Annotated in this window: 15 protein-coding genes; 10 read left to right on the top strand and 5 right to left on the bottom strand. The window is 36.6% G+C overall.

Annotated elements, in window-relative coordinates:
* Positions 1 to 60 precede the first annotated feature (60 nt).
* The 9 genes from secG (at position 61) to CCAL5182_RS03900 (ending at position 6,105) form a co-directional block, all read left to right on the top strand.
* Positions 61 to 399: a preprotein translocase subunit SecG gene (gene secG, locus CCAL5182_RS03940; protein WP_169938306.1), complete on the top strand. Its 339-nt coding sequence runs from the start codon at positions 61 to 63 to the stop codon at positions 397 to 399.
* A 150-nt stretch (positions 400 to 549) separates the two neighbouring features.
* Positions 550 to 1,107, top strand: coding sequence for a ribosome recycling factor (gene frr / locus CCAL5182_RS03935; protein WP_169938304.1), 558 nt, complete (start codon positions 550 to 552; stop codon positions 1,105 to 1,107).
* Positions 1,108 to 1,109: 2 nt separating this feature from the next.
* Positions 1,110 to 1,718 carry an orotate phosphoribosyltransferase gene (gene pyrE / locus CCAL5182_RS03930; RefSeq protein ID WP_169938302.1) on the top strand — a complete coding sequence of 203 codons (609 nt, stop codon included), beginning with the start codon at positions 1,110 to 1,112 and terminating at the stop codon, positions 1,716 to 1,718.
* Positions 1,718 to 2,140 carry an RDD family protein gene (locus CCAL5182_RS03925; RefSeq protein WP_170000434.1) on the top strand — a complete coding sequence of 141 codons (423 nt, stop codon included), beginning with the start codon at positions 1,718 to 1,720 and terminating at the stop codon, positions 2,138 to 2,140. The genes pyrE and CCAL5182_RS03925 overlap by 1 nt, the downstream gene beginning before the upstream one ends.
* A gap of 66 nt (positions 2,141 to 2,206) precedes the next feature.
* Complete coding sequence (locus tag CCAL5182_RS03920; protein ID WP_336610298.1) at positions 2,207 to 3,307, top strand: PepSY-associated TM helix domain-containing protein; 1,101 nt, start codon at positions 2,207 to 2,209, stop codon at positions 3,305 to 3,307.
* Positions 3,308 to 3,376: 69 nt separating this feature from the next.
* Complete coding sequence (locus tag CCAL5182_RS03915) at positions 3,377 to 4,399, top strand: ribonucleotide-diphosphate reductase subunit beta (RefSeq protein WP_169938296.1); 1,023 nt, start codon at positions 3,377 to 3,379, stop codon at positions 4,397 to 4,399.
* Entirely contained in the window at positions 4,389 to 5,165 is a 777-nt protein-coding gene (locus tag CCAL5182_RS03910) for a carbon-nitrogen hydrolase family protein (protein ID WP_336610342.1), read from the top strand. The genes CCAL5182_RS03915 and CCAL5182_RS03910 overlap by 11 nt, the downstream gene beginning before the upstream one ends.
* Positions 5,166 to 5,182: 17 nt before the next feature.
* A complete protein-coding gene (locus CCAL5182_RS03905) occupies positions 5,183 to 5,815 on the top strand; it encodes a protein-L-isoaspartate(D-aspartate) O-methyltransferase (RefSeq protein ID WP_169938292.1) in 633 nt (210 codons plus the stop codon).
* A gap of 71 nt (positions 5,816 to 5,886) precedes the next feature.
* On the top strand, positions 5,887 to 6,105 hold the full coding sequence (locus tag CCAL5182_RS03900) for a hypothetical protein (protein WP_169972378.1): 219 nt from the start codon (positions 5,887 to 5,889) through the stop codon (positions 6,103 to 6,105).
* Between the two features lie 24 nt (positions 6,106 to 6,129).
* On the opposite strand, the gene CCAL5182_RS03895 is transcribed toward CCAL5182_RS03900, so the two are convergent.
* The 5 genes from CCAL5182_RS03895 to CCAL5182_RS03875 form a co-directional block, all read right to left on the bottom strand.
* Positions 6,130 to 7,044, bottom strand: coding sequence for a bile acid:sodium symporter family protein (locus CCAL5182_RS03895; RefSeq protein WP_336610297.1), 915 nt, complete (start codon positions 7,042 to 7,044; stop codon positions 6,130 to 6,132).
* Positions 7,044 to 9,815: an EAL domain-containing protein gene (locus CCAL5182_RS03890; protein ID WP_336610296.1), complete on the bottom strand. Its 2,772-nt coding sequence runs from the start codon at positions 9,813 to 9,815 to the stop codon at positions 7,044 to 7,046. Before CCAL5182_RS03890 ends, CCAL5182_RS03895 begins: the two co-directional genes overlap by 1 nt.
* Positions 9,816 to 9,901: 86 nt before the next feature.
* A complete protein-coding gene (locus tag CCAL5182_RS03885; protein WP_169938284.1) occupies positions 9,902 to 10,468 on the bottom strand; it encodes a ribonuclease HII in 567 nt (188 codons plus the stop codon).
* The gene (locus tag CCAL5182_RS03880; protein WP_169938281.1) at positions 10,461 to 11,282 is read right to left on the bottom strand and encodes a hypothetical protein; all 822 of its coding nucleotides are present in this window, start codon (positions 11,280 to 11,282) and stop codon (positions 10,461 to 10,463) included. Before CCAL5182_RS03880 ends, CCAL5182_RS03885 begins: the two co-directional genes overlap by 8 nt.
* 9 nt (positions 11,283 to 11,291) lie before the next feature.
* Positions 11,292 to 12,383, bottom strand: coding sequence for an ATP-binding protein (locus CCAL5182_RS03875; protein WP_336610295.1), 1,092 nt, complete (start codon positions 12,381 to 12,383; stop codon positions 11,292 to 11,294).
* A 277-nt stretch (positions 12,384 to 12,660) separates the two neighbouring features.
* Between CCAL5182_RS03875 and rpsJ the strand changes: the two genes are divergently transcribed.
* A complete protein-coding gene (gene rpsJ / locus CCAL5182_RS03870) occupies positions 12,661 to 12,969 on the top strand; it encodes a 30S ribosomal protein S10 (RefSeq protein WP_169938278.1) in 309 nt (102 codons plus the stop codon).
* The last annotated feature ends 6 nt before the right edge of the window (positions 12,970 to 12,975 follow it).

Raw genomic sequence — 12,975 nt, 5'->3', positions numbered from 1 at the left:
AAATTCAAAACTTTTTTTGTATAATGGGCATCAATATTTTTCAAATTTAAAGGAATTTAAGTGAGTGTATTGTTTTTAATTTTACAATTCGTCTTGGCTGTAGTTATCACTATCGCGGTTTTATTGCAGAAAAGTTCGTCTATAGGTCTTGGCGCATATAGCGGTAGCAACGAAAGCTTGTTTGGAGCAAAGGGGCCGGCGGGATTTTTAGCTAAATTTACTTTTATCGTAGGTTTACTTTTTATACTAAACACACTGGTTCTTGGATATTTTTACAACAAAGACATGAAGCGCTCGTTGGTAGATAGTGTAGACGTAAAATCGCTTGTAATACCACAAAGTCCAGCTGCACCGGCAGTGCCGGAAGCTCCTAGCGCACCTGTTCCGGCAGCAAAATAATCATCGCATAATCGCTTTTGGCGGTTTGCGGTTTTATAAATTTTAGGCTTAAGGTTTTGCAGCTACGGCTTCTTAATTAAACGATCCTTGAAGCCGCAAGACTTGCACCGGCTTAGGTTAAAAGCATAAAAATTTTAATAAAGGAAAAAAATGTTAAATGAAATTTATTCAGCCCAAAAAGAGAGTTGCGAAAAAGCTATAGCCGCCCTTAAGCGAGATTTTACAACACTAAGAACAGGTAAAGTAAATATCAACATCCTTGATAATGTCACGGTTGATTACTACGGTTCTATGACCGCTTTAAATCAAGTCGCTACCGTTCTTGCTAGTGATGCTTCAACTATCACGATAACTCCTTGGGAAAAAAGCATGATAAAGGCTATATCATCTGCTATACAAGCTGCAAATATCGGTGTTAATCCAAATTCCGATGGTGAATGCGTTAAGCTGTTTTTCCCACCTATGACTATCGAGCAACGCCAAGAAAACGTAAAACGCTCTAAAGCAATGGGCGAAAAGGCAAAAGTCGCCGTAAGAAACATCAGAAAAGACGCAAATGATGATGTTAAAAAGCTAGAAAAAGATAAAGCGGTTTCCGAGGATGAGAGCAAAAAAGGACAAGAGGAAGTTCAAAAGATAACTGACGCTTACAATGCAAAAATAGACACTCTTGTTAAAGACAAAGAGGCTGAACTTTTAAAGGTTTGATAATGAATTTAGAGCAAATTTATCGCGAAGCCGGAGCGTATTTGGAGGGTCATTTTTTATTAAGTAGTGGCAACCACTCGCAGTTTTATTTACAAAGCGCAAAGGTTCTTGAAAACCCTGAACTAGCCGGAAAATTATCTGACGAGCTAGCAAGCGTAATAGTTAAAAGCGGTGTTGAATTTGATAGCGTTTGTTCTCCTGCTTTAGGCGGAGTTTTGGCGGGTTACGAACTAGCGCGTGCTGCTAAAAAAAGATTTATATTTACCGAGCGCGTAAATAAGATTATGAGTCTAAGACGCGGTTTTGAGGTTAAAAAGGGCGAGAGATTTATAATCTGTGAAGATATCATTACTACTGGAGGCTCGGCTCTTGAAAGCGCTAGGATAATCGAAGAGCTTGGCGGTGTTGTAGTTGGTTTTGCCGCACTTGCCAATCGTGGTTTTTGCTCACTTGCAAACATTAACAGCGATAGAAAACCTGAGTGTAAGCTGCCATTTAATAAGCCGCTTTTTGCGCTTGGAAATTTCGAATTTGAAATTTATGAGCCAAGCGACTGTCCACTCTGCAAAAACGGAAGCGAAGCGATAAAGCCCGGAAGTAGGGGTAATTAATGCCAAAAACAAAGGCTACGATAGCGCCTGTGTATCTGCGCTTTAAAGCCTTTGTTATCGATATGTTTATAATCTTCATGCCGATCCTTTATATAACGACCTATCTTATAATGGATGGCAAAAACGACTTTCAAAATTCGCAAATTGCCATACTTATGTGCAACATCGCTTTTTGCCTGCTTTTATCGCTATTTTTTGCAATAAGTGCCCAAAGCCCAGGTTATAGGGCGCAAGGAATTTACCTTATAAATTTAGCTACTGGGCGCAAGGTTGGTTTTATTCATGCCATCTTGCGATATATTTGTTTTGCTATCGCCGGTTTTAGTGTGGTTGGGTTATTGCTTTGTTTTTTTAGGAAGGATAGATTAAATTTACATGATATCCTTACTAAAAGTGCTCCTGTTTGTAAAAAAAATATTTAAAATAATTTTTTATTATTGTATAATACTCCTTTTTGATATAAAATATCTTTTTCAAAAAGGAGTATAATGCTTTTTAGGCGCAATAAATTTGTCTTTAATCTTCACCTACTTTTGTCATTTCTTGCTACATTACCCTTGTTGATTATCACGCTTAGTGCAGTATTTGTCCAGTATCAAAATGAGATAATTGGCGTCGTAAATAGCTCAAATTTAAAGGTCGAGCCACTGGATGAAAAAAGGCTAAAGCCAAGTGAGATTTTAGAAAACATTATCAAAAAATATGAAAAAATAGGCTTTGCCAGCATGCAAATCTCAAGCCTTAAAGATGACGCATTAATAGCAAGAATTCAAACCACAAATTCCCTTCAAACACTTTTTATCAACCCCTATACGGGCGATATCAAAGAGGATAAGACTAGGCAAGTCGCGCAGTTTATGCTTATGCTTCATAGAAATTTAGCCCTTTCTTTTATGCAAAATGACACAGCAAGAATTGCTGGTAAACATATAGTTGCCATTAGCACGGTAAGCCTTGTGCTGTTGATATTAAGTGGAATTTGGCTTTATATGCCGCTGCTAAGACGCGGTATCAAAAATGCAATGAGCATAAGCTTTAAAAGTCGCGGATATGCGTTTTTATACAAGATGCATGGTGTGCTTGGTGTGTGGTGTGCACTTTTTTTGCTCATAATGGCTTTAACAGGGCTTTACTGGTCTTACGGATTTATCAAAAATGGCGTAAACAAAGCATTTGGACTACAAACCGCAAGCATGAGCCACAAGCATCATAAAAGAGCTTTTAATCCGCTAGATAGCGAAAAATTTAAATATATCGATGAAATTTATGACGACTCAAATTTACGCGATACTACACTGGTTGTGCAAGGCGGTATTTATAGTGTGCGACATGATAAGGGTGATGAGAGATTTTTCAAGGTGGCTAAGAACGGAAAGCTGATGGAATTTAGTTCGGAGATAAAAGTCGAGCCAAACAAAAACGATAGCAAATTTAAAACTCCAAGAGATGTAAGTCGATTTGTGCTTAGCATTCATCAAGGAGATGTTTTTGGCGAGGTTGGAAGAGCTATATTTTCGCTTGTTTGTATTTTATTTTGTATTTTGACGATTAGTGGGTTTATGCTTACTTTTAAACGTATAAATAGATAACTTGGTGTGTGTCACAAACTTTATTTAACCTTATTTTGGGTAAAATCACCTAAAAACTAAAGGTAAAACATGAATAGAAAACGAATTTATAATCCAAGTTCAAATGAAACCTTGACAGATCGTCGCGTATTTAACGGCAATCCGCACGGGATCTTAAATTTCACCAAGGCAAAGTATCAATGGGCATTAAAGCTTTGGGACTTAATGGAGGCAAACACCTGGTTTCCAAAAGAAGTAGATACTACTGATGACGTGCGCGACTACGCCTACAACCTAACTCAGGCAGAAAAGCGCATGTATGACCTTGTTTGGAGCCAACTAATCTCCATGGATAGTTTCCAAACAAATAACCTTGCCGACAATATAAACCCATACATCACTGCTCCTGAGATCAACGCATGTCTAGCTCGCCAAGCATACGAAGAGGCAAACCACTCTAAGTCTTATGCTGTTATGGTTGAGGCGATATGTGATAATACCGACCTTATCTATGAGATGGAAAAGCACGACGAGGTTTTAAGGGAGAAAAATGACTATATCTCAAGCGTTTATGAGGAGTTAGCTGGCGAGGTAACGGATGAAAAGCTATTGCTTGCAATGGTGGCAAACCAAATTTTAGAGGGAATTTATTTTTACAGCGGATTTACGGCGATATATGCGCTTGCACGTGCCGGTAAAATGCTAGGCTCAGCCCAAATGATACGCTTTATCCAAAGAGATGAGATAACTCACTTACTACTTTTTCAAAACATGATAAACAGTGTTCGCACCGAGCGCCCAGACCTCTTTACGGCTGAAGTTGAAGCAAAAATTTATGACATGTTTGAAAAAGCCGGAAATTTAGAGATAAAATGGGGTAGATATATCACTCAAAATCAAATCATGGGTCTTACCGACGATATCATCGAAGAATACATCCATTATCTTGTAGATCAACGCTTGGTTGCTATTGGTTTAAAGCGCAAATACAATGCCAAACATCCGATAAAATGGGTTGATGACTTTGCTAAATTTAACGATCAAAAGTCAAATTTCTTTGAAAGCAAGGTCACAAACTACTCAAAGGGCAGCTTAAGTTTTGATGACTTCTGATCAAAATTTAACGGAGTTAAATTTATATCCGGTAACGCTTAGTGCATCAAATGTTCAATTACGAAAGCTTGAGTTGATGGATAAAATCTCAAAAGCCCCCAGAAATTCGCTAATGCTTGCAAGCGAGCTTTGTGTTAGCGGATATGATTTTGACGGATTTTTTGCAGGAGCAAATAGCGCCATGCTACCACAGATGTTAGGTAGCTTTGACTCTATCTTGATGGAGGAGCTGCAAGACGCTTTAAGCGAAGATAAATTTTTAGCCTTTACCCATCTAAAGAGCATACAAAAGACTGATACCACTAAAGAGCATGAAAAAGTATCTGCAAGGATATTTAATGAATTTGTTATCCTAAATGATACGCAAGTTTTTCACACTCAATCCAAAACAAAACTCTTTCGTCCAAATTTGGAGCATGAAAAATTTAGTGCTGCCGATGAGAGCGAGGTAAAAATTTTTGAATTTAAAGGTATTAAGGTCGGAGTTTTGATCTGCTTTGAGCTTAGATTTATAGATCTTTGGCAAAGGCTTAAGAGTGCTGAGATCATCTTAGTCTCGGCTATGTGGGGCAGCAAAGAGAGGAAAGAAGCTTTTGTGTTACTTTGCAAGGCATTAGCTATGGTAAATATTTGCTATGTCGTAGTTGCAAGTTCGCTTGATCTTGAGTTTAGTGGTGTTTTTTTACCGGATGGAGAATTCAAAAAAAGCACAAAATTTGACAGAAATTTAATCACCCAAATAAAACAAAATTTAGAAATTATGTAAAAGTTAGGAAGAGAAAATTGAACGCATTAGAAGAGATAAAATGTAAAAATTTAGCCGATGATATAGCTGATGAGATAATGCTTACACCAAAGCTTTATAGGGCTATTTGTAACACCCCAAGGGAGATATTTTCTCCTGTTGGCGCACATGCGTATTCACTTAATGCCCAACCTATCGCAGGTAATCAATGGATAAGCTCACCGCTAACCGTGGCAAAGATGACAAGCGCACTTGAGTGTGAAAATATCGATAATGTGCTTGAGATAGGCTGTGGAAGCGGTTATCAAGCTGCTATACTTTCAAACCTTGCTCACCGCGTCTTTAGTGTAGAGCGTATCGAAAAACTAGCCATGCAGGCAAAAAAACGTTTTGAAACGCTAAAGATCAGAAATGTTCATGTAAGATATGACGACGGTAATAACGGCTGGAAAAGCTATGCTCCATATGATAGAATTCTTCTTTCTGCAGCAACCGACGAAGTGCCTCAAACCCTCTTTAACCAGCTTAAAAGCGGTGGAATTTTAGTGGCCCCTATAAAAAAAGCCGATAAACAATACATAGTCCAGTATAAAAAGGACTCTGATGCAAATATAAGTGAGCATATCTTTGACGAGTGTCTTTTTGTGCCTTTGCTAACAGGCAGAGAGTAGCTTGATTTAAATTTATCCATGCATTAACCAAAAAGGCGTATACTTTTAAAATATCTTTACAAGGAGTTAAAATGGCAAAAGACGCAGAGTTGGTAAATTTTTCAGAGGATTATGAGTTAAACAACATACTTGCTAAAAATGGTAAATCACAAAGCGAGGTAAATCGTAAAATTTTATGCGAGCTTGGTAAAGAGTGTAAAGCTTTGCTTGGGGATAAAAGAGTTCTCACGCAAGAGGAATTTGGCTCGTTTTTGGCAGGACACCTAGCCAAACTAGAAGACAAAAAGTAAAACTACAAAAGGGTAGCTTTAATGCTACTCTTTTGTGCTAGGGTTAGTTTTGCTAGCCCAAAAGCTAGCCAGTAGAGCGCCCGAGATATTATGCCATATGCTAAATATAGCTCCTGGCAATGCGCTAAGCCCTGAAAAGTATTTTATGGCAAGGGCTACGCTAAGCCCTGAGTTTTGCATACCTACTTCAATAGCGATCGTTCTTGCTATCTTTTCGCTAAAACCACAAATTTTTGCTCCAAAGTAGCCAAACAAAAGCCCAGAGCAGTTATGTATCATGACCGCTAAAACTACTAAAAGTCCTACTTTTTGGATATTTGCATTATTTGCCGCAACAATTATCGCGATGATGAGTATGATCGCGCCCATTGAAATAGTAGGCATTACTTTTTGAATTTTTTGTATAAATTTGTGGGCAAATGTGTTTAAACAAATTCCTATCGTTAGTGGAACAAGTGTTATTTTAATAAGATCTATTAACATATCTATGGCAGGAACAGGAACTTTTTGCCCGATATAAAGCCAGGTTAAAAACGGCATCAAAACGATAGAGAGCAGAGTAGAGCAAAGTGTCATGCTTACGGATAGGGCTAGGTCTCCTTTTGCGATATAGGTTATAACATTTGAGGCTGTGCCTCCTGCGCTAGTGCCAACTAGCATCATCCCAACCATAAGCTCGTTTTCTAGTCCAAACATCATGGAGACGCCAAGTGCGACAATAGGCATTACGACAAACTGAAGGGTTATACCGATGCCTAGGGCAGACTTTTTATAAAATATATCTCTAAAGTCATTAAACGTGAGTGTCATACCCATGCCAAGCATGATAATAACTAAAAGAGTGATAATGTGACCTTTGTAGCCTACAAAAATTTCAGGCATAAAACAGGCAAGTGCTGATGAAATAATAGCTAGTATGGGGAAAATTAACGTTTTCATTATGCTCCAAGTGGTTTTGGCATGTCAAAGTAAAAACCTTGAGAGGCATCTACACCGATAGAATTTACCATTTTGCTTACATCGCTTGAGTGCACGTATTTGGCAACCGTTTGTATACCAAGTGTTTTAGCAAGCTCTATCATTAGCTTGACGATTTTTCTTGCGTGCTCGTCGTGGTCGATATTTTTTATGATAGAACCATCGATCTTGATAAAGTCTGTTTTGATCTTTAGAAGATATTCGAAATTTGTATATCCTGTACCGAAGTTATCTATCGCGACTTTACAACCAAATTTGCGAACCTCGTCGATAAATAAATTTATCTTATCAAAGTCGTTTATCTCTTTATTTTTTGTAAGCTCTATAGTTAAACGCTCACCTATGCCGGGATGTTTTCTAAATTGATCTTTGATCTGCGATAGGCATTCACCATCCATCACGTCATCTATCGTTAGGTTGATACCGAAATTTTCGTTATTTTTTGCAAAATACGCAAATGCCTTTTCGATGACGATCTTTGTTACCTCTTTGTATAAATTTGACTTTTTGGCAGCGGCAAGGAAGTCTATCGGAAGAACAACGTTATTTGTGTCGTCTACCATCCTAACAAGACATTCGTATTTTGATACGGTATTTGTGCTATTATCGATCACTGCTTGTTTATATAGCACTATTTTGTCTTCTTCTATGGCTTTTTGTATGGCTCTAGTTAGGACGACATTGTGCGCTAGCTCGTCCTTTTTATCCTCAAATACTACTATCTGTTGGTTCATATCTTTAGCTTGTTCTTTTGCGATAGCTGATGTCATGATCTGCATATCCGAAGATATACCAAAGGCTAGATCGATATAAAATTTATTGTTTTCTACGATGACGGAATTTGTCTTAAAATACTCTATGGCTTTTTCGCAGAATTTGTAAAAGTCATCGTTTTCCCAGTGCTTTTTATCTCCTACTATGGCGAAGTTGTCACTTTCTAGTTTATAAAGCTCTAAATTTTGATCTTTTGTTAGGTTTCTAACTATATTTGCGACCTCATTTAAAACCATATCTCCTATGTCAAGACCGTAGTATTCGTTTATCTGTCTAAATTTTAATATATCAAAATTTGCTACAAACAACTGACCTTGCTGCTTTGATAGTTTGTTAATAAGCATTTGCCTTGTAGGCAGTTTTGTTAGCGGGTCTTGTAGCTCAGTTCGCATAAGTTCTTGATGCTCCATGAACGTCGTAAGATCTTGGCAGATGCATAAAAAGTTAAGCTTGCTTTTTGCGTCTGTAGTTTCTATCGGCACTACATTTGCTTTGATATGGCATATCTCGCCGTTTTTCTTTTGTGCTTTTAGGACGCCTTCCCACTCACTCTTTCTTAAGACGGCTTCGTTTACCTCTTTTATCTTGCTGTTGTTTCTCTCTTTTATAAAGATACTTCTAATCGGTTTGCCGATGAGTTCATTTTTTGCGTAACCGATCAAGTCACAAAATGCGCTGTTTGCAAATGTTATGAGGTTTTTCTCGTTAAATTTAAAGACGATATTTGATGTCTCGAGTGAATTTTTGTATTTATTTAAGGCAAGTTGTATTTGGTTTTTCGTATCAAGCAACTCATCTTTTTCATCTAAAATTTTATTGATATTGCTTGCTATGTCTTTTAGTTCTTGAAATTTTATCTTGTCCGTTTCAAGGCGTTTTAAGTCGGTTTGGTTGTTAAAAAAGTCTGCAAAAGTGGTAAATGACGTTACTACTCTCTTTTTTGCGCTAACTGCTAGCATATAAAGCACGGCAACAACGACCAAAAGATAAAAGGTAAACAGTATAAGTTTTGAGCCAAAGTCGCTATAAAAGATATTTTTTTGTTTATCTAAGTAGTTATGCATATCGTCCAGGTATATCCCTGTGCCGATCGACCAGTCTAGTAAATTTATATCTTTGATGAAAGATATTTTTTCAGTTATTGTTTTGTCCTGTTTTAGCCATTCGTAGGTTATAAATGCCTCGTTACCGCCTCTTGTAGCGCTGCCTATTTTGTATAGGGTCTGTCTGCGTTTTTCGTCAAATAAGCTAAAGCTACTATCTTGTATCTCTTCTGAGTCGCCGCTAACTATTTTGTTGTTTTTCCTATCGATGATGAAGATATAGCTATCTCCGTTTGATAACGAACGGATGTAGTCTCTTGTTTTATTTGTGAAATTTTCATTAAATTCATCCAAATTTTTCGCATATCCTATGACGACGCCTGCCGGCTCATAGACGATAGCGTGGCTTATGAAGTTACGTCCTTTTTTTGTGGTTGTGGTTATATCGATATGGTTATAGACGATATTTGAAACGACCGTGCTGACGTTTTTTGTCGAATGAAATTCGCTTTGTATGAAAGGCGTTGCACTAAGGTCATATACAAAATACCCTTCGTCTTCGCTGGTCACATCCTCTCTCATTTTTTTTATAAATTCGTCTCTGCTTGATGAAATTTTATGAAATTCTCTAGCTGCATTTAGCGCGTTTAGGGTTTTATGTTTGATCGCGTCTATAAAATTTTTATACTGCCTGTCGTAGTCGCTTTGTATTTTACTTGTTGTTTCATATACCTCTTTGCGGATTGATTCTTTCTCTTGTAGTATAAAAAATTCTTTTAAATTTGATATATTATTTTGATAATTTGAATAAATATGAGCCAGGTTAAAACATTCAAGCATCGCCATAATGACAAATGCGGTGATGATTATCGAGGAAAAGGCAAATTTCCCCATTGAAGATACATTTCTTAACAAGGTGTTCCTTAAATTTTAATCTGATATGTTAGCATAACTTTATGGTTAAAGAGCTTAATTAAATAGGCACCTTATAAAATTTTGTTTCAATAAAGGCTGGTATCTTCAAATAGCGAATTTTCGACCTTTTTAAGTGTAAAACTTTTTCGCAAAAGTTCGTTTTCTCCTAAATTTTGTATCGCATTAATGTGCGCTTTTGTTCCATATCCTTTATGTAGAGCGTATCCGTATGAGGGGTAAATTTTATCCCAAGCTCTCATTAGTCTATCCCTGCTAACTTTTGCCAAGATACTTGCTGCACTTACTTCTGGGATTTTACCGTCGGCTTTTATCATCGTTTTTATGCCGGTGCCGTAGTTTGCGTTGCCGTCGTATAAAATTTCATACTCGCTAAAATGTAGTTTAAATAAATTTAAAGCACGGCGCAAACACTCACTAAGACCCAAAGTGTCGATCTGTTTGTTTGAAAAGTAGGTGATTAAGAAATTTGAATTTGCCACGATTTGCTCAAATAACTCTTCACGTTTTTTCTCGGTTAGTTGTTTTGAATCATTTAGTCCTTTTATCTCGCATTTTAGCACGCAAGCGGCAACCGCCATACATCCTGCAAGCGCTCCCCGTCCCGCTTCGTCAATCCCGCAAATTTTATTCATCTAAAAGTCCGAAATTTTCTTTAAGATAGGGTTTTATCTCTTCTATGGATATAGTTTTTTCTTCATCACAAAATGAGATTCCAAGTGGAGAAATCATGAAATTTTCACTTGTTAAATTCTGATCATTACTTTTAAAAACATCCTTTAGCTTTAGCTTTTTTTGATCTTTTATCTTCACGGTAGAGCAAAATTTACTATCGTTTTTTAGCGTGACCGAGCTTCTGATTTTGTCGTTTTGATACTCTAAATTTACAGAAGATATTGCGTTTTTGTTTTGTGATCTTAGTTCGTCGAGCCTTGATGAGAGTGTGTTTTTGTATTTTTGTTTAAATTTAGAACCAAAATAATCACTTGATAAAACCTCCGTTCTTGTTTTATTTGAATCTATGGTTTGTGACGCTAGCACCAAGGTTTCATATGTAAAAACTTTCTTTGCCGTAGCTTTCATCGCCTTGCCTTTTATGGCTAACTTGCCTTCAAATTTATCACCTTGCTCTCTTTTTATGCTTAAATTTAGCCACTCTGAAAGTGCGTTTATTTGGAGTATTTTGCCGTTATCATATACTATCTCGCCTTTGCTAAATTCAAATTTAGAGCCCTTAAAAAATAGATGACCTTGCATTTTTGGAGGAATTTTTAGAGCATCTTTGGAGTTAAAATTCTCAAATTCGGCGCTAAGATTTGTTATGTAAAATTCAAACTTTTCTCCATTTGCATCACCTGTAAATTTGTAAATTTTACCCTCGTTTTCATGTCTTATTTCATAAGAAAATAGTGCGCAAACACACAACAAAACCATAAAAATCGCTCTCATAAATTCTCCTTATATACCCAAAGCCCAGCGTGAAAACGGCAAAATTTCGCATTTTATACCCTCTATGGTTATTTTACCGGCGTTTGCTACGCTGATAACTTGCAGTCTAGTTATATTCATGCGTTTTAGCGTCGCATGAAGTTTTTTAAATTTTAAAAACACTATTTCGCTATCCGTAAATGGAACGCATATTATAGCGAGTTTCCTTCTAGTAAGGAAAAAATCAAACTCATTCGTATAAAAAATTTCATCTTTAAATTTTGAAAGCTCACAAAAGACAATATTTGAGAAATTTGCATTAAAGTCTTTTTTTAAATTTAGAGCATTTCTTACGGAAAAATCGTTAAAAAATAGCTTTTTTGCCGCATTTGGCTCGTTAAATTTGCTCAAAAATTTTATAAAGCCGTTATTTTCAAGCTCGATAAGTCCGGCATAAACGCTGTCTTTTGAGATCTTTATCCGTTCTTTTAAAATTTTATAAATTTCATGTGCGCTTATGGTTTCGGCACATTTTTTTGCACATTCTTTTATGATCTGTAAATTTGTTTGACTAAGCTCCGCTCTTAGTTTGTTTTGTGTGATTTGCGCTGTTTCGCTCGGCTCTACCATGGTGTTTGCCACAGATGTTCCATGAGCTAAAAAATGGCTAAAAAAAGCCTCTGGTGAAATGTTTTTTCTAAAAAACAGCATAAATTCTTCGTAGTCGAGATACTCAAGGTGAAGAACTCTAAAATTTGGTATGGTTAGAGTTTTGTTGTTTGTTGATATTATGATCTTTTCAAGTTCTGAAATTTGAGATAATTTTTGCATTTGATCTTGCGTTGTCGCATTGTCAATCGCAAGTATTTTTATGGATTGGTTTTCTTTTAAAAATTCTATCAAATTTGCAAGGATTGTATCGGCATTAATGCGTAAATCCTTTAAATTTATGTAAAGCTTTTCCTCTTGTTTATACTCATCTAGTGCGTCAAGTATAAGGCTTGTTTTGCCGCTTCCGGGATATCCTAAAATAAGTGTTTTCGCACTGGAGATAAACTCCTTTCTGGCGATGAATTTTATGCTTTTTAACGGCAAATGATAAAAAAAATCCAAATCTTTCAAATTTTATCCTTTTGCAAATTATATACTTTCCTTTTTAAAAGGAAATAAATTTACTAAATTTAACTCAAATTTACCCATTTACTTGCAAATTTAGATTTTTTTTAGTAAAATCGCGATCTCTTTACGAAAGACTTAGGTCTGCTTGTATGATTAAAGCCATTGAAATTTCAATGCTTCTTGAAAAGTTACGAGAGTAGCAAAGTAGAAAATCCTATGCAAGTTTTGATTATGTAAAGAGGTCGCGAGTTTGCGACAAGTTCTTTTTAAAGGAAAAAACATGGAAAGAATCAGGCTTAAGCTAAAAGCTTATGACCATAGAGTTCTAGACCGCACAGTTGCAGCAATTGTAGAAGCTGTCAAAAGAACCGGTGCCGATGTTCGTGGTCCGGTGCCAATGCCTACGAAGATCAAACGCTACACAGTTTTACGCTCTCCACACGTAAATAAAGACTCACGTGAGCAGTTTGAAATGAGAATACACGCTAGAATGCTTGACATTGTAGCAGCTACTCCAGAGACCGTAGATAGCCTAACCAAACTCGACCTTGCTCCAGAAGTAAATGTCGAAGTTCGTGCTATGAAGTAAGCGGAT

The organism is Campylobacter sp. 7477a (assembly GCF_014892335.1).
Taxonomy (GTDB): domain Bacteria; phylum Campylobacterota; class Campylobacteria; order Campylobacterales; family Campylobacteraceae; genus Campylobacter_A; species Campylobacter_A californiensis.
The sequence above is the reverse complement of the archived record's forward strand: the minus strand, read 5'-3'. Positions and strand labels throughout refer to the sequence as shown.